General features: G+C 67.9%; 14 protein-coding genes. 8 read left to right on the top strand and 6 right to left on the bottom strand.

What is annotated here, in order from left to right; translation table 11 throughout:
* Positions 1-63: 63 nt before the first annotated feature.
* Both trhA and AC1PLR_RS14375 read left to right on the top strand, forming a co-directional pair.
* Positions 64-735 carry a PAQR family membrane homeostasis protein TrhA gene (trhA, locus tag AC1PLR_RS14370; RefSeq protein ID WP_010344180.1) on the top strand — a complete coding sequence of 224 codons (672 nt, stop codon included), beginning with the start codon at positions 64-66 and terminating at the stop codon, positions 733-735.
* Between the two features lie 52 nt (positions 736-787).
* On the top strand, positions 788-2,758 hold the full coding sequence (locus AC1PLR_RS14375) for an AsmA family protein (protein ID WP_481101414.1): 1,971 nt from the start codon (positions 788-790) through the stop codon (positions 2,756-2,758).
* A 154-nt stretch (positions 2,759-2,912) separates the two neighbouring features.
* Here the strand turns inward: AC1PLR_RS14375 and AC1PLR_RS14380 are convergent, their stop codons facing one another.
* From AC1PLR_RS14380 to mtgA, 3 genes are all read right to left on the bottom strand, one after another.
* Positions 2,913-3,341, bottom strand: a complete 429-nt coding sequence (locus AC1PLR_RS14380) for a CBS domain-containing protein (RefSeq protein WP_481101415.1) — start codon at positions 3,339-3,341, stop codon at positions 2,913-2,915.
* Positions 3,301-4,323 (bottom strand): glycosyltransferase family 2 protein, encoded by a 1,023-nt coding sequence (locus AC1PLR_RS14385; protein ID WP_481101416.1) that lies wholly within the window; start codon positions 4,321-4,323, stop codon positions 3,301-3,303. The genes AC1PLR_RS14380 and AC1PLR_RS14385 overlap by 41 nt, the downstream gene beginning before the upstream one ends.
* 192 nt (positions 4,324-4,515) lie before the next feature.
* A complete protein-coding gene (gene mtgA / locus AC1PLR_RS14390) occupies positions 4,516-5,259 on the bottom strand; it encodes a monofunctional biosynthetic peptidoglycan transglycosylase (RefSeq protein WP_481101417.1) in 744 nt (247 codons plus the stop codon).
* An 81-nt stretch (positions 5,260-5,340) separates the two neighbouring features.
* Between mtgA and hslO the strand changes: the two genes are divergently transcribed.
* The 3 genes from hslO to AC1PLR_RS14405 all read left to right on the top strand — a co-directional run bounded on the left by hslO (position 5,341) and on the right by AC1PLR_RS14405 (position 10,312).
* Positions 5,341-6,234, top strand: a complete 894-nt coding sequence (gene hslO / locus AC1PLR_RS14395; protein ID WP_420009339.1) for an Hsp33 family molecular chaperone HslO — start codon at positions 5,341-5,343, stop codon at positions 6,232-6,234.
* A gap of 115 nt (positions 6,235-6,349) precedes the next feature.
* Positions 6,350-7,210, top strand: coding sequence for an XOO1806 family protein (locus AC1PLR_RS14400; protein ID WP_371182839.1), 861 nt, complete (start codon positions 6,350-6,352; stop codon positions 7,208-7,210).
* 222 nt (positions 7,211-7,432) lie between these two features.
* Positions 7,433-10,312 carry a TonB-dependent receptor domain-containing protein gene (locus tag AC1PLR_RS14405; RefSeq protein ID WP_019801554.1) on the top strand — a complete coding sequence of 960 codons (2,880 nt, stop codon included), beginning with the start codon at positions 7,433-7,435 and terminating at the stop codon, positions 10,310-10,312.
* 127 nt (positions 10,313-10,439) lie between these two features.
* Here the strand turns inward: AC1PLR_RS14405 and AC1PLR_RS14410 are convergent, their stop codons facing one another.
* Positions 10,440-11,051 (bottom strand): TetR/AcrR family transcriptional regulator, encoded by a 612-nt coding sequence (locus tag AC1PLR_RS14410; protein WP_209029670.1) that lies wholly within the window; start codon positions 11,049-11,051, stop codon positions 10,440-10,442.
* A gap of 139 nt (positions 11,052-11,190) precedes the next feature.
* On the opposite strand from AC1PLR_RS14410, the gene AC1PLR_RS14415 reads away from it, so the two are divergent.
* From AC1PLR_RS14415 to AC1PLR_RS14425, 3 genes are all read left to right on the top strand, one after another.
* Positions 11,191-12,111, top strand: coding sequence for an alpha/beta fold hydrolase (locus tag AC1PLR_RS14415; protein WP_481101418.1), 921 nt, complete (start codon positions 11,191-11,193; stop codon positions 12,109-12,111).
* Positions 12,108-14,594, top strand: coding sequence for an acyl-CoA dehydrogenase (locus AC1PLR_RS14420; RefSeq protein ID WP_481101419.1), 2,487 nt, complete (start codon positions 12,108-12,110; stop codon positions 14,592-14,594). Before AC1PLR_RS14415 ends, AC1PLR_RS14420 begins: the two co-directional genes overlap by 4 nt.
* Before the next feature lie 68 nt (positions 14,595-14,662).
* On the top strand, positions 14,663-15,139 hold the full coding sequence (locus tag AC1PLR_RS14425; RefSeq protein WP_481101420.1) for a hotdog fold domain-containing protein: 477 nt from the start codon (positions 14,663-14,665) through the stop codon (positions 15,137-15,139).
* A gap of 33 nt (positions 15,140-15,172) precedes the next feature.
* Here the strand turns inward: AC1PLR_RS14425 and AC1PLR_RS14430 are convergent, their stop codons facing one another.
* On the bottom strand, positions 15,173-15,526 hold the full coding sequence (locus AC1PLR_RS14430) for a DUF1304 domain-containing protein (protein ID WP_010344196.1): 354 nt from the start codon (positions 15,524-15,526) through the stop codon (positions 15,173-15,175).
* Between the two features lie 82 nt (positions 15,527-15,608).
* Positions 15,609-16,955, bottom strand: a complete 1,347-nt coding sequence (locus AC1PLR_RS14435; protein ID WP_420009330.1) for an NTP/NDP exchange transporter — start codon at positions 16,953-16,955, stop codon at positions 15,609-15,611.
* Between the last annotated feature and the right edge of the window lie 4 nt (positions 16,956-16,959).

Below are 16,959 nucleotides of genomic sequence, written 5' to 3' on the forward strand. Positions count from 1 at the left end.
GGCGTCGCAGTGCGGCACCGCAGCGGATGCGAACCGCTCGCAATTGCGCTACCGTGCGGACCCATGGATGCAGACCGGTCGCCCGCCTACTCGAACGCCGACGCGCAGCCTTCCACGGACTGGCGCGACGAACTGGCCAGCGCCCTGACCCACGGCCTCGGCGCCATCGCCGCGCTGGCCGGCGGCTCGGTGCTGATCACCCTCGCCGCGATCTACGGCGACGGCTGGCAGCTCGCCACCGCGATCGTGTTCAGCGTCACCTTGCTGCTGCTGTACGTGGCCTCGACGCTGTACCACGCCATCCCGCATCCCGGGGCCAAGGCGCGCCTGCAGATCTTCGACCACTGCGCGATCTACCTGCTGATCGCCGGCACCTACACCCCGTTCACCCTGATCGGCCTGCGCGGCCCGTGGGGCTGGGGCCTGTTCGCGGCGATCTGGACCATTGCCGTGGCGGGCGTGATTTTCAAGCTGTTCTTCACCGGCCGCTTCCGCCTGTTGTCGACCATCCTGTACATCGCGATGGGCTGGCTGATCGTGGTGGCGATCGAACCGCTGCTGCGCTCCATCGACGCATGGACCCTGGGCTGGCTGCTGGCCGGCGGCCTGTTCTACACCCTGGGCACATACTTCTACCAGCGCGACACCGTGCGCTACTTCCACGCCATCTGGCATCTGTTCGTCCTCGCCGGCAGCGTCTGCCACTTCGTGGCGGTGACCGGCCAGGTGCTCTGAGGCGGCCGATCGCTTTCGCACCCCGTGCACAGCAGCGGCCTAGGATGGCCGCATGGCTCGCGACCCCGTTTCCGCATCCCGCGCACGCCGCCGTTCCTGGCCCTGGCGGCGCAACGACGGCCGCCTGCGGCGTTGGCCGTTCGTGCTCGGCGCGCTGGTGCTGCTCCTGCTCGTCATCATCCTGATCTTCGACTGGAACTGGTTCAAGGCGCCGGTGGAACGCGCGGTGCAGGCTCGCACCGGGCGCGCCTTCCACATCGATGGCAACCTCGACGTGGACCTGAGCCGCATCATCACCGTGCGCGGCGATCGCCTGCGCTTCGCCAACGCCGACTGGTCGAAGCAGCCGCAGATGGCCAGCGCCGACCGCGCCGAACTGGATATCGCGCTGTGGCCGCTGCTGCGCGGCCGCGTGCGCATCCCCGAGATCCGCCTGACCAAGCCTGACCTGCTGCTGGAGACCGGCCCGGCCGGGCAACCCGGCAACTGGGCATTCGGCCAGTCCGACGACAGCGGCAGGCCGGTGGTCCTGGGCGCCTTGCTGGTGCAGCAGGGACACCTGCGTTTCCAGGATCCGGTTGGGCGCACCGAGATCGATATCGCCGTCGACAGCCAGGTCGGGCAACGCCGCCGTGGCGATGCCGCACCCCCGATCGCGGTCAGCGGCGATGGCCGCTGGCGCGGCAATCCCTTCACCCTCAAGGGCAATACCGCCTCGCCGCTGGAACTGAGCGAGAGCGACCACCCATTCCGCGTCGACCTGCGCGGCAGCGCCGGCAGCACCCGCGCGCACATGCGCGGCACCCTGACCAACCCGTTCCAGTTGCGCGTGTTCGACCTGCAACTGCAACTGGCCGGCACCGACATGGCCCACCTGTATCCGCTGCTGGGCATCGCCATTCCCTCCACCCCGCCCTACCAACTGGATGGGCGCCTGCAACGCGACGGCGAGCGCTGGCGCTACCAGGACTTCCGCGGCCGTGCCGGCGACAGCGACCTCGCTGGCACGGTGCAGATCGATACCGCCGGACAACGCCCGTTCCTGCGCGCGGACCTGCGTTCGCAGCGACTGGATTTCGACGACCTGGCCGGCTTCGTCGGCGCGCCGCCGCGCACCGGCGCCGGCGAGACCGCCAACGCCGAGCAGAAGGCGCAGGCGGCCAAGCTGGCCGCCACCGACAAGGTGCTGCCGTCCACACCCTACGACCTCGGCAAGCTGCGCGCGATGGACGCCGACGTGCGCTGGAAGGCGCAACGCATCAACGCGCCGTCGCTGCCGCTGGACGACATGGACGCGCACCTGAAGCTCGACGACGGCGTGCTGCTGCTGCAACCGCTGAACTTCGGCGTGGCCGGCGGCGACCTGCGCTCGGACATCCGCATGGACGCGCGCAAGCCCACGCTGTTCACCCGCGCGCAGGTGTCGATCCGCGGCGTGCAGTTGGGCAAGCTGTTCCCCGACGGCAAACTGGCCAAGGAAGCGGCGGGCGCGATCGGCGGCGAGATCGCGCTGGCCGGCAGCGGCAACTCGATCGCACAGATGCTCGGCAGTGCCGACGGCAGCGTCGCCGTCGGCATGGGCAAGGGCCGCATCAGCAACCTGGTGATGGAGCTGGCCGGCCTGGATATCGCCGAATCGCTGAAGTACCTGGTGACCAAGGACCGCGAGATCCCGGTGCGCTGTGCGTTCGGCGACTTCGGTGTCCAGCACGGGGTGATGACCTCGCGCGGCCTGGCCTTCGACAGCACCGACACCCTGCTGGTCGGCAGCGGCACCATCGACTTGAGCCAGGAACGCCTGGACCTGCTGCTGAAGGCGCAGCCCAAGGACCACAGCATCCTCGCCCTGCGCTCGCCGCTGCGCGTCGGCGGCACCTTCAAGGACCCCAGCTTCCGCCCCGACCTCAAGGCCCTGGGCCTGCGCGGCGCCATCGCCGTCGCCCTGGGCAGCATCGCCCCGCCGGCCGCCTTGCTGGCGACCATCGAGACCGGGCCGGGCAAGGATATTCAGTGCGGCCGTTGAAGCCGGGAGTGGGGAATCGGGAATAGGGAATCGCAAGATCAAAAGCGAATTCCGCGCATCCATCGTGTCGGGCCACCGATGTCTCAAGGTGGATTAAGGAGATCGGCGCTTTTGATTTCCTATTCCCAATTCCCCATTCCCGACTCCCAGCCCCTCAACTCCTGATGTACTCCTGCAACTGATCCAGCTCCTCGCGCTGCTCTTCGATCACCGCCTTGACCAGGTCGCCGATCGAGATCACGCCGATCACGCGGCCGGCGTCCACCACCGGCAGGTGGCGGATGCGCTGCCCGGTCATCAGTTCCATGCACTGCTGCACGCTCTGCGCCGGGTCCACGGTGTGCACCTTGCTGCTCATGATGTCGCGCACCGGCGTGGTCGCCGAGGAGCGGTCCTGCAGGACCACCTTGCGTGCGTAGTCGCGCTCGGACAGGATCCCGGACAGCTGTCCGTCCTGCATCACCAGCACCGCGCCGATGCCCTTGGCGGCCATCAGCCGCAGCGCCTCGATCACCGCCGTGTCCGGCGCGACCGTGTGGATCTCATTGCCCTTTTCGTTCAAGACCTGCCGTACCGTGCGCATCGCTGCCTCCCGGTTCGCTGGATCGCACGGCCGAGCATACTCCTTCGCCGGGTGCACGCCAGGTCTCCACCAGGTACAGCGGTCGCTGCTTGGATTCCTCGTACAGCCGGCCCAGGTATTCGCCGATCAGGCCCAGCGCGATCAGTTGCACGCCGCCCAGGAACAGGATGACCGCCATCATCGTCGGCCATCCCGCCACCGGATCGCCCCACAGCGCCGCCTTGACCACCACCCAGATCGCGAACAGGAAGGCGCCGACCGCGGTCGCCAGCCCGAGATAGGTGGCCACCCGCAACGGCGCGGTGGAAAACCCGGTGATGCCGTCCAGGGCGAAGTTCCACAGCCGCCACAAGCTGAACTTGCTGCGCCCGGCCAGGCGCGGCGCACGGTTGTACGGCACCGCCAGGCGGCGGAAGCCGATCCAGCCGAACAAGCCCTTCATGAAGCGATGGCGCTCGCGCAACTGCCGCAGCGCGGCCAGCGCGCGCGGCGACAGCAGGCGGAAATCGCCGGTGTCGGCCGGGATCGGCGTCTTCGACAGGCGCCCGATCACCCGGTAGAACAGCGCCGCGGTGCCGCGCTTGAGCCAGCCCTCGCCTTCGCGCACCAGGCGCGTGCCGTAGATGTCGTCGTAGCCGGCGCGCCAGTGCGCGACGAACTGTCCGATCAATTCCGGCGGATCCTGTCCATCGGCGTCCAGCAGCATCGCCGCGCCGCGATCGACGCAGTCCAGCCCGGCGGTCAGCGCCAGTTCTTTGCCGAAATTGCGCGACAGGCGCAGCGCACCGACCCGCGGATCGGACGCGGCCAGCGCCTGGATCGTCTCCCAGGTGGCATCGCGGCTGCCGTCGTCCACGTACAGCACCCGCCCCTCCAGTCCCGGCACGGCGTCGAGCGCGGCGAGGATGCGCGGGTGCAGCAGCGGCAGGGTCTGCGCTTCGTTGAACGCAGTGACGACGACGGTGAGGCGTTCGGATTCCATCGGCGGATGGTACGGAGCGACCTGCGCGTTCACCAGCGGCGCGCGCGGCGTCTGACGAACTCCTCCCTTCTCCCATTGGGAGAAGGTGCCCCGAAGGGGCGGATGAGGGTGCGCCTGCCGCAGAACCCCAATGGGCACGTGCGGTCGTACCCTCACCCCAACCCCTCTCCCGGGGGGAGAGGGGCTTCAAGCCTACGGCGCCTGCAGGTAGGCCGGCCCGCCCAGTTGCCGGGTCTGGCGTTGGATCCAGTTGGCGCGTCCCTGCACGTACGGGCCAGGACGCGTGGCGTTGTAGCGCTGCGGCGCCGGCAGCACCGCCGCCAGCAGCGCGCTCTGCGCCGGCGTCAGCTGCGCCGCGTCCTTGTTCCAGAAGCTGCGCGCCGCCGCCTGGGCGCCGTACACGCCGTCGCCGAACTCGGCGACGTTGGCGTACACCTCGAGAATGCGCTGCTTCGACCACAGCGCCTCGATCAACACCGTGTACCAGGCCTCCAGCCCCTTGCGCAGCCAGCTGCGGCCCTGCCACAGGAACAGATTCTTGGCGACCTGCTGGCTGATCGTGCTGGCGCCGCGCAGGCGTCCGCCGCGGGCGTTATGGTCGCGCGCCTTCTCGATCGCATCCAGGTCGAAGCCATGGTGGCTGGGGAAGCGCTGGTCTTCCGCAGCGACCAGCGAGATCGGCAGGCTCGGCGCGATCTGCGCGGCATCGCGCCAGTCGTAGGCGATGCGGTAGGACCAGTCGCCGCCGGCCCAGGCACCGAGCTGGCGCTCCAGCATCATCGCCGAGAACGGCGGATCGACGAAGCGCAGCAGCAGCACCTGCGACACGCTCGCCAGCACGAACAGCAACGGCACCAGCAGCAGCCAGCGGCGCCAGCGCCTGGTCCGTGGACGCGGCGACGCCGCACCACTTGCATCGCGGCGCCCCGCCCCCATTCCTATGCTTTCTTCGATCTGGTCCACCATGACGATCCACGTTCGTGCGGTCGCCATCTTCCCATGCGCAGCGAGGCCGCAATGCATTCTTCCGACGATCGTCTGACCCGCTTCCTGCTCCCCGGCGCCGGGGTGCGCGGCGTGCACGTGCGCCTGCACGACACCTGGCGCGAGATCCTGGCGCCGGCCAGCTACCCCGCCGCGGCCACCGAACTGCTGGGCGAGGCCTGCGTCGCCGCGGCCCTGTTCACCGGCCACACCAAGGTCGACGGGCGCCTGTCGGTGCAGTTGCGCAGCCATGGCGCGCTGCGCACCCTGTTCGCCGAATGCACCGCCGCCGGCACGCTGCGCGGCATCGTCCAGCTGAGCGAAGGCCAGGACGCGCCGCGCGACCTGCGCGCGCTCGGCGACGACGCCCTGCTGGCGATCACCATCGAGAACCCCGGTCTGGATCCGCGCGAACCGCAGCGCTACCAGAGCCTGGTGGCGATGTCTTCGGCCGAACTGGACGAGGCCTTCGAGGACTACTTCCGCCAGTCCGAGCAGTTGCCGACGCGGCTGATCCTGGCCGCCGACGGCAGTCACGCCGCCGGCCTGCTGCTGCAGAAGCTGCCCGGCGACGCCGGCGACGAGGATGGCTGGAACCGCGCCGGGGCGCTGTTCGAGACCGTCGGCGAGGCCGAATTGCTGGCCACGCCGGCCGAAACCCTGCTGCACCGGCTGTTCCACGAGGAGACCCCGGAGTTGCTCGGCGACCGCCCGCTGCGCTTCGGCTGCTCGTGCTCGCGCGAGCGGGTGGCGGCGATGCTGCGCTCGCTCGGCGAGGAAGAAGCGCGGGCCGCCGCCGAGGCCACCGGCCAAGTTGAGATCCGTTGCGAGTTCTGCGGCCGGCACTATGACTTCCCCTTGACGGAATTCGGAGTATTGTTTGCCGTAACGCAGGCTGAACCGACATCCTCGGAGCGCTTGCACTAGCTGAAATGCGCGTCGCGACCGGGGAGTCCGACTTGTTAAAGAAACATAAACCCACTAGCATCGACCACCCTGTCCGGCGGGAACTTTCGTGCCCGCCCCAAGTCTCAGACTGCTGATGCGACCCTTCCTGCGCCTACCGCTCGCCCTGCTGATCGCCCTTGCGGCGAGCACGGGCGCGCACGCGCAGAGCAAGCCGGCCAGCGGCCAGGACCGCACCGTGCTGCCGGTCTGGAACAAGGGCAGCGGCAAGGTCGAGGCGCTGCTGTACCTGGAGCCCACCGGCGAACAGGCGGTCGGCGCGCGCTGGCATTTCGGCCGCAACTCGCTGGATGCCGCGTTCGGCCTGTCCTCCGGCGACTCGCTGGGCCTGCTGTGCAACAGCGCCAGCGGCAGCAGCATCAGCGGGCTGGCCAGCCACTGCATGTTGGCCAGCCTGGGCGACGACGACGGCACCACCGGCCACCACGTCGCCGCCACCACCACCTTCAACCGCCCCGGCGGGCGCCTGTCGCTGTCGGCCGGCACCGGCCGCGAGAACCTCCCCGCCTGGCTGGCCGGCGCCAACAAGACGCCGTCGATGCGGATGGAGCAGAACGACCTGACCGTCTTCGCGCAGCAGAACATCGGCCGCGAAGGCTTCGTCTCGATCGGCGGCACCTACGCCAAGGCGCGTCTGGTGCCGATCGCCGATGCCACCCCGGCCATGCTCGACCGTTGGGACAGCAAGAGCCTGAGCATCGGCGGCGGCTACGGCTCGTTCAGCGCCAACGTCATCGGCCGCGTCGTCGACGCCCCCGGCCAGCCCGGCAAGTGGACCGGCCTGGGCGTAGGCCTGACCTGGCGCACGCCGTGGAGCGGCCAGCTGACCGTAGGCGCCGAGAACGTCATCACCCGTGGCAAGAACCCGTTTTCGCCGAACAACATCAGCACCGAAGAGGGGACCATCCCTTACGTGCGGTACGAGCAGGACCTGTAGCGAGCAGCCGGCGGCGCATGCCGCCCCATCACAATGCATTTTGTGATGGATACGTGATTTTTAATCGAATTCACGTCAAAACACTCCCTTGTTAACGGGACTTTAATTCTTCCTCCGACCGGGCTAACATCCAGGCACCCTGAAGGGATTTGGAATCGCGCTTTCGATTCCGCCCACAGGCAAACCTTGGGCTTTACCCAATCTCATTCGGAGAGATAGCTAATGAATTGCAAGACCAACAAACTGCGCGACGCAGTGGTGCTCGCGCTGGTCGTGGGCGCTGGCGGCAGCACTGGCGCAGCCTTCGCTCAGGACGCGAGCACCAGTGGCGCCACCAACCTGGATCGCATCGAAGTCACCGGTTCGCGCATCCGTTCGGTGGACGTCGAGACCGCCCAGCCGGTCTTCACCGTATCCTCTGAGGAGATCAAGAAGTCCGGCCTGGTGAGCGTCGGCGACATCCTGCAGAACCTCACCGTCTCCGGCACCCAGACGTTCAGCAAGGCAGCGGTGCTGACCTCGAACGCGGAACAGGGCGGCCAGTACGTCAACCTGTACAACCTGGGCGAGCAGCGCACCCTGGTGCTGGTGAACGGCAAGCGCTGGACCTCCAGCCTGGCCGGCTACACCGACCTGTCGACCATCCCCAGCGCCCTGATCGATCGCATCGAAGTGCTGAAGGACGGCGCCTCGGCGATCTACGGCTCCGACGCCGTTGCCGGCGTGGTCAACATCATCCTGCGCAAGAATTTCGAAGGTGCCGAAGCCTCGGCGCTGTTCGGCCAGAACGGCCGCGGCGACGGCCAGAAGCAGTCGTACTCGATCACCCTGGGCGCCAGCGGCGACCACTCCTCGCTCGTGTTCGGCGCCAGCTACACCAAGGAAGATCCGGTGTTCGCCAAGGACCGCGAATTGACCCGCACCACCTTTGGGCCGAACCACCCGCTGGACGGCCTGAGCGCCACCGGCCCGTGGGGCCGCTTCAACTACAACGGCAGCACCTACGTCCTCAACCACACCGGTTCGTGGGACGGCAACGGCGTTGGCGCCGATTCGCGCAACCTCGCCAACTACCACAACGGCCTGACCACCGACGATCGCTTCAACGTCACCCAGCAGATGATGCTGGCGCAAGGCAATGAGACCAAGTCGGTATTCACCTCGGGCAGCTTCGATCTCAACGAGAACATCACCTTCAAGTCGACGGCGATGTACTCCGAGCGCGATTCCACGCGCCAGGTCGGCGGCTATCCGCTGAGCGCGACCTCGCAGCGCACGTTCCCGGTCTCCATCAGCGGCCAGAGCTACTACAACCCGGTCGGCCAGGACATCACCTCCTGGTTCCGTCGCATCACGGAAGTTCCGCGCGTGTCGGAAAACGACGTCAAGAGCTTCCACTTCGACGCCGCTCTGGAAGGCGCGTTCAATGTCGGCACCCATGGCTGGAACTGGGACGTCGGCATGAACTACAACAAGTACGACGTCACCCAGATCAGCACCGGCAACGTCAACTTGCTGGCGCTGCAGAAGGCCCTGGGGCCGTCCTTCCTGAATGCACAGGGCGTGGTCCAGTGCGGTACCGCGGCCAACCCGATCGCGCTGGGCACCAACCTGGCTGCCGGACAGTGCACGCCGTTCAACATCCTCGGCGGCCCGTCCGCGTCCACCGCCGACGCGTTGAAGTACATCAGCACCCTGGGCCAGGCCACCCAGCAGAGCGTAAGCAAGCAGTACTTCGCCAACATCACCGGCGGCCTGTTCGACATGCCGGGTTCGGCAGGCGAATTCGCGTTCGCGGCAGGTGTCGAGCACCGCGAAGTCAGCGGCTACGACTACCCGGACCAGCTCTCCAGCGCCGGTTACACCACCGACCTGGCCGCCGCGCCGACCACGGGCAAGTACAAGACCAACGAAGCGTACCTGGAACTGATGATTCCGGTCCTGAAGGACGTGCCGTTCGCCAAGGAACTCTCGTTCGACGTGGCGAGCCGCTACTCGGACTACGACCGGTTCGGCAACACCACCAACAGCAAGTTCAGCCTGACCTGGAAGCCGGTCGAGGATCTGCTGGTGCGTGGCACGTACGGCAAGGGCTTCCGCGCCCCGACCCTGGACGACACCTTCGGCGGCGGCTCGCAGTCCTTCGATCCGTTCACCGATCCGTGCGATGCACGCTTTGGCCAGCTGTCCACGCCGGCCGTGGCAGCGCGCTGCGCGTCGGAAGGCCTCTCGACGAACTTCCGCCAGACCGACAACGCCGGCCAGCCGGTCAGCGCCCGCGAAACGCAGAGCAACACCGCGTTCCAGGCCGGCGTGGGCAACGCCGAGCTGCAGCCGGAGTACAGCAAGACCCGCACGGTCGGCTTGGTCTTCAGCCCGCACTGGGTGCAGGGCCTGGACTTCTCGCTCGACTGGTACAAGATCAGCATCTCCAACGTGATCACCGCGGTCAGCGCGACCTATGTGCTGAACCAGTGCTACAACGGCGTCACCTCGTTCTGTAACTACACCCGCGATGCGGCCACCGGCCAGGTGGTCAGCCTGAGCCGCGGCAACACCAACCTGGGTGCGCTGGAAACCGAAGGCTACAACTTCGTCGCGAACTATCGCCTGCCGGAATTCGCGGTCGGCCAGTTCTCGCTGCGACTGGACAGCAACTACCTGGTTGCGTTCCGGCAGCAGAGCGACAACGGCAGCCCGTGGAACGACTACGCGGGCTACTGGAACTACCCGCGCGTTCGGGCCACGCTCGGCGTGAACTGGGTCAAGGGCGACCTGTCGGCCAGCTGGAACCTGCGCTACTACGGCGGCTACCGCGATTACTGCCAGTACGCCGAAGAGTGCAACGAGCCCGACTACCAGACGCCCAACGCCGGCTGGGGCGGTGGCGTGGGCGCCAACAAGAAGGGCGCCATCACCTATCAGGACGTCTCGATGACCTGGTCGGCCCCTTGGAACGGCGCGGTCACCGTGGGTGCTCGCAACGTGTGGAACAAGCAACCGCCGATCACCTACTCGCTGACCAACAACAGCTCCTCGTCCATCGATCCGATGCTGGACTACGACCGTTACCTGTTCATGCAATACACCCAGCGGTTCTGATACAGCAGATGTAGCGACAACAAAAACGGCCCCGAAAGGGGCCGTTTTCTTATGCAGCCAGCTTTTTCAATACAAACAAATCGGCCAGCTAGCGTCGCATTCAATACGAATGCAAATGCTGCAGGAATCAGCCGGGAATCAAGGTCACGATGACGTGTTCGACGTAGGCCTCGAAGTCCTCGCGCGCCTGCTTGGGCTGGTGCAGTTGCAACGACAGCTGCAGGAAGCCGACGTAGGCGGCATAGGCCAGGCGTGCGCGATGTTGGGCGTCGGTGCGACTGAGCCCGGCCTGGCGGAACGAGGCGATCAGGTACTCCATGCGCCGCTGCGAGACCCGGTCGATCACCGGGCGCACCGCGGGATGGTCGAGCGCCTTCAGCAGCTCGCTGTAGATGACGTGCGGCTTGACCTCATGCGCGACCAGTTGAAACAGCGCGCGCAGCCGCGTGCGCGGATCCGGCACTTCTTCCAGGCTGCCGAACACCTGTTGCTGCTCGACCAGTTCCCAGCGTTCCAGCGCAGCCTGCAGCAGCGCATCACGCGAGGGGAAATGCCAATAGAAGCTGCCCTTGGTGACGCCCAGGCGCCGCGCCAGCGGCTCCACCGCCACCGCGCTCACGCCCTGTTCGGCGATCAGGTCGAGGGCGGCCTGCGCCCAGTCTTCGGCACTGAGCCGGTTGTTGCGGCCACCGCCGGAAGCGGCGCCGTCGTCGGAGGAAGGAGCGGGCGCGGTATTCATCCGTGGATTTAACCATACGGGGACGTCGGTTGCAGTATGTGGCCTTCGCGCGGTGAGCGCAAACGCCCGACAGCATTGGCTTTTCGCACCCATACTGCATCGTATTGACATGCCGCTTCGAGCGACCATACTATCTCGTATGGTTTCTGCTTCCGCCACTGTCGCGCAGTCCGTCCCGGCCACCCTCTCGGGTGCCGGCGAGCTGGCGCTGGCTGCGACCGTCACCGGTCCCGGTGAGGCCGGCTCGGTGCTGTTCGCGCATGGCTTCGGCCAGACCCGGCACGCGTGGTCGGCAACCGCCGCGGCGCTGCAGGCGCACGGCTACCGCAGCGTCGCCTATGACGCGCGCGGCCATGGCGACTCCGCACGCAACCCGGCGGACCTGCCCTATCGCGGCGAGCAGTTCACCGACGACCTGATCGTGGTCGCCGGCGAGATGTCGCCACCGCCGGTGCTGGTCGCCGCGTCGATGGGCGGACTGTTCGGGCTGATCGCCGAGTCGCGCTGGCCGGGCCTGTTCCGCGCGATGGTGCTGGTGGACATCACCCCGCGCTGGCAGCCGGCCGGGGTCGAGCGCATCCTCGTCTTCATGACCGCCCACCCGCAGGGCTTCGCCAGCCTGGACGACGCCGGCGACGCGATCGCCGCGTATCTGCCGCAGCGTGCGCGCAAGTCGCCCGAGGCCTTGCGCAGCGTCCTGCGCCAGCACGCCGATGGCCGCTGGTACTGGCACTGGGATCCGCGCCTGGTCGAAGAGCTGGCGCGCGACAGCGACCAGCACCAGGGCGCGATCGCGCAGGCCGCCGCGCACGTGCAGTGTCCGCTGCTGCTGATCAGCGGCGGCCGCAGCGACCTGGTCACGCCGCAGACCATCGCAGAATTCCTGTCGCTGGTGCCGCATGCGCAGCACGCGCATCTGCCCGAGGCCACGCATATGCTGGCCGGCGACGACAACGCCGCATTTACCGCCACTGTGTTGCACTACCTGGACGCCCTGCCACCGGCCTGCGCCGGCGCATCGTCCGCCGTCACCGAGTACCTCCCCGGAGCACGCCCATGAGCATCATTGCCCCCTTCCTCGTGTTGTTGCTGGCCGGCGCGTTCGCCGCCTATCACCGCATGCGGCTCGCCGTCTGGGCCGCGTTGAGCGCCACGCTGCTGGTCGCGTGCTGGCTGCTCGGCGCCAACCACGTCGCCACCATCGTCGCGGCCGTTGTGCTGGCGGTGGTCGCGGTGCCGCTGCTGTTGCCGTTCGTGCGCAAGCCGCTGCTCACCGCGCCGATGCTGAAGGTGTTCCGCAAGGTGCTGCCGCCGCTGTCGCAGACCGAGCGCATCGCCCTGGAAACCGGCTCGGTCGGCTTCGAAGGCGAACTGTTCACCGGCGATCCGGACTGGCAGAAGCTGCTGAACTATCCCAAGCCGCAGCTGACAGCCGAAGAGCAGGCCTTCCTCGATGGCCCGGTGGAAGAACTGTGCCGGATGACCAACGACTGGGACATCACCCACGTCCACGCCGACCTGCCGCCGGAACTGTGGAGCTTCATCAAGAAGAACAAGTTCTTCGGCATGATCATTCCGAAGGAATACGGCGGCCTCGGCTTCTCCGCGCTGGCCCACCACAAGGTGATCCAGAAGATCGCTTCGGTGTCGAGCGTGGTCAGCTCCACCGTCGGCGTGCCCAACTCGCTGGGCCCGGGCGAACTGCTGCTGCACTACGGCTCCAAGGAGCAGAAGGACTACTACCTGCCGCGCCTGGCGGTGGGCCAGGAAGTGCCCTGCTTCGGCCTGACCGGTCCGTTCGCCGGCTCCGATGCCACCTCGATCCCCGACTACGGCATCGTCTGCAAGGGCGAGTGGAACGGCGCCAACGTGCTCGGCGTCAAGCTGACCTTCGACAAGCGCTACATCACCCTGGCCCCGGTGGCGACCCTGGTCGGCCTGGCGTTCCGCATGTACGACCCGGACGGCCTGATCGGCGACACCAAGGACATCGGCATCACCCTGGCGCTGTTGCCGCGCGAGACCCCGGGGGTCGAGATCGGTCGCCGCCACTTCCCGCTGAACTCGCCGTTCCAGAACGGCCCGATCCATGGCCGCGAGGTGTTCATCCCGCTGAGCCAGCTGATCGGCGGCGTGGAGATGGTCGGCAAGGGCTGGAACATGCTCAACGAGTGCCTGGCCGTGGGCCGTTCGATCACCCTGCCCTCCACCGCCAGCGGCGGCGCCAAGTTCGGCGCGGTCGTCACCGGCGCGTATGCGCGCATCCGCAAGCAGTTCGGCCTGTCGGTCGGCCGCTTCGAAGGCGTGGAAGAGGCGCTAGCGCGCATCGGCGGCAAGGCCTATGCGATCAGTGCGCTGTCGCAGGCCACCGCTGCGGCGGTGGACCGTGGCGACGTGCCGTCGGTGCCGTCGGCGATCGCCAAGTACCACTGCACCACGATGAGCCGCGAGGTCATCAGCGACGTGATGGACGTGGTCGGCGGCAAGGGCATCATCCTCGGCCCGCGCAACTTCGCCGGCCGCAGCTGGCAGGCCGCGCCGATCGCGATCACCGTGGAAGGCGCCAACATCATGACCCGCAGCCTGCTGATCTTCGGCCAGGGCGCGATCCTGTGCCATCCGTGGGTGATGAAGGAGATGAAGGCCGCCGGCAATCCGGACCACAAGGCCGGCGTCGACGAGTTCGACCGCAACCTGTTCGGCCATATCGGCTTCGCCATCTCCAACGCGGTGCGTTCGCTGTGGTTCGGCCTGACCGCCGCACGCATCGGCGCCGCGCCGGGCGATGCCTACACCCGCCGCTACTTCCGCAAGCTGGATCGCTACTCGGCGAACCTAGCGCTGATGGCCGACGTGTCGATGCTGATGCTCGGCGGCAAGCTGAAGTTCAAGGAGTCGCTGTCCGGGCGCCTGGGCGACGTGCTGAGCCACATCTACATGACCAGCGCGATGCTCAAGCGCTACCACGACGACGGCGCGCCGGCCACCGATCAGCCGCTGCTGGCCTGGGCCTTCCACGACAGCGTGCACAAGATCGAGCTGGCGCTGTCGGCGGCGCTGCGCAACTTCCCGATCCGTCCGGTCGGCTGGTTGATGTGGGCACTGATCTTCCCGTGGGGCCGCCGTGCCGAGGCGCCGGGCGACCGCCTGGGCCATCGCGTCGCCGCACTGCTGATGACCCCCAACGAAGCCCGTGATCGCCTGGGCCAGGGCGTGTTCCTGACCCCGTGCGAAAACAACCCCGGCGGCCGCATCGCCAGCTATCTGACCAAGGCGGTGCTCGCCGAGCCGGTGGAGCGCAAGTTCCTGAAGGCGCTCAAGAGCAAGGGCATCGAGGCGCTGGACTTCGCCTCGCAGCTGGACGAGGCGGTGCGCCAAGGCGTGCTGTCGGCCGACGAGCGCCGTCAGCTGGAGGAGCTGCGCGAGATCACCATGGACACGATCAGCGTCGACGACTTCGATACCGACGAACTGCGTTCGGCGAGCTATTACCAGCGCGCCGCTGCAGCGGCCGATGACGGGCATTCGCGCGAAGCGGCCTGATCCTTCTGGTCATGCGACACCCACGACGGCGGACTTCGGTCCGCCGTCGTGCGTTTGAGGAGACAGCCATGAGCCACCTGCTTTCGCTCTATCGCCGCATGCAACGCTGGCCGGCTGGCTCATGGCTGTTCGCGCGCGCGGTGTGTTTCAAGGCGCCCTACTTCGCCAGCATCGCCCCGCGCATCACCGTCCTGGAACCGGGCCGTTGCGAGGCGCGCATCGCGCACCGGCGGCGCGTCAGCAACCACATCGGCACCGTGCATGCGATCGCCCTGTGCAACCTGGCGGAACTGGCCGGCGGTCTCATGGTCGACGCCAGCCTGCCGCCATCGATGCGCTGGATTCCCAAGGGCATGCAGGTGGAATACCGCAGCAAGGCGGTGGGTCCGATGCATGCGGTGGCCACGCCGGACGTGGCGATCGTCGCCGCCGAGCGCGGCTACGACCTGCCGGTCAGCGTGGAGATCCGCGATACGCGCGAGCAGGTGGTGTGCGTCGCGCGCATCGCCATGTGGGTGTCGCCACGCACGCCGAGCACCGCCTGATCGCCGCGCTGCGTGTCTGCAGCGCGGGCGCGGTCAGTACGCCAGCAGCACCGCCGCGATCGCCAGCGCCGCCGGCAGCGCCTGCACGAACACGATGCGGCGGCTGACGCTCCAGCCGCCATACAGGCCGGCCACGACCACGCAGCCGAGGAAGAACAGCATCACGTCGACCCGCTGCGCGACCAGGCCCCAGGCCAGGCCGGCGGCGAGGAAGCCGTTGTACAGCCCCTGGTTGGCCGCCAGCACGCGCGTGGCCTGGGCCTTCTCCGGGCTGTTGCGGAACACCTTCATGCCCAGCGGACGCGTCCACAGGACCATTTCCAGCACCAGGATGTACAGGTGCAGCAGCGCGACCGCGCCGACCAGGATCGAAGCCAACAGGATCATCGTGCTATCCGGCACAGGAGACAGGGCGCCAGCATAGCCAGCGTCCCGATGGGCGGCCAGTGCTCGGCCGCGCGGCGACGGCTCAGCGCGGCGGCGGCGTGCGTTCCGGCGGCAGCTTGGCCGCCTCGCGCAGCAGCCGCCACGCGCCCAGGGTCATGCCGGAGGCGGCCAACAGGCCCGCGACGAACACCACCTGCGAGCCGAACCCCGACAGCAGCTTGTACAGCCAGGCGAAGCTGAGGTCGCTGCCACGGTAGATCACCGTATCGATCGCCGCGCCGGCCTTGTAGCGCCATTCGCGGCCGACCCGGGTGTACAGGGTCTCGCGCGCCGGCTTGGCCAGGGAGAACTCGCCGGCGCGGGTCACCACCTGCACCACGGCCACCAGCATCGGCAGCGGCGACACCGCCAGCACCGAATAGCCGAGCAGGATCGCGCAGCCGGGGATCAGCAGCGCCGGTCCGATGCCGAAGCGCGACAGCAGCGCGCGGGTGACCAGCAACTGCATCACCAGGGTCACCGCGTTCACCGCCAGGTCGATGTTGGCGTAGAAGGCGGTACTGGCCGCCGCATCGGTGTACAGGCGGCGCACGATCGCCGCCTGTTCGTTGTACAGCAGGGTGCCCACGCCCACGCCGAACACCGACATCAGCGCCAGCCAGCGCAACAGCGGTTCGCGCGCGATCAGCTTCAGCCCGGCCAGCACGTCGCCGCCCATCGGCGCCTCGCCGCCGACCACGCCGCGCTCGCGTTCGCGGGCGACCGCCCACAGCCGCAGGCGCAGCAGGCACACCACGCTGACCACCAGGAAGCCGGCCGACACCAGCATCAGGTTGGCGATGCCGACGCGCTCGACCAGGCTGCCGGCGATCACCGGCCCCAGGAACGCGCCGAGCGTGCCGGCGGCGCCGATGTAGCCGTAGCAGGCGCGCGCTTCGGCATTGCTGAAGACATCGGCCATGAAGCTCCAGAACACCGCCACCGCGAACAGGTTGAACACCGAGATCCACAGGAAGAAGGCCATGCCGCGCCCGGGCACGCCGCTGTCGAACAGCACGTAGAACAGCAACAGCGTGGCGATGAAGAAGCCGTACACCACCGGCAGGAACACCCGCCGCGGATAGCGGCTGACCAGCGCGCCGTAGATCGGCTGCAGCAACAGCATGATCAGGAAGGTGCAGGTGAACAGCACCTGCAGCGCGAACTCCTTCAGCGGCATGCCGTGCGCCGCGAAGAACGCGATCATCGCTGGCGGGAACACCGCGGCCACGTCGGCGGAGGCGCCCATCGCCTCGCGCACCGGCCGCAGCACGTAGTAGCCGCTGAGCAGCGAGAAGAAGTACAGGAACGCCCACGCCAGCGGCGGCGAATCGCGCAGGGCGCCGCGCAGCCGCGCCAGCGCGCCGGGGGCATGCGGGGTGGCGCTCATTGGC

The organism is Xanthomonas sp. NCPPB 3570 (assembly GCF_056725115.1).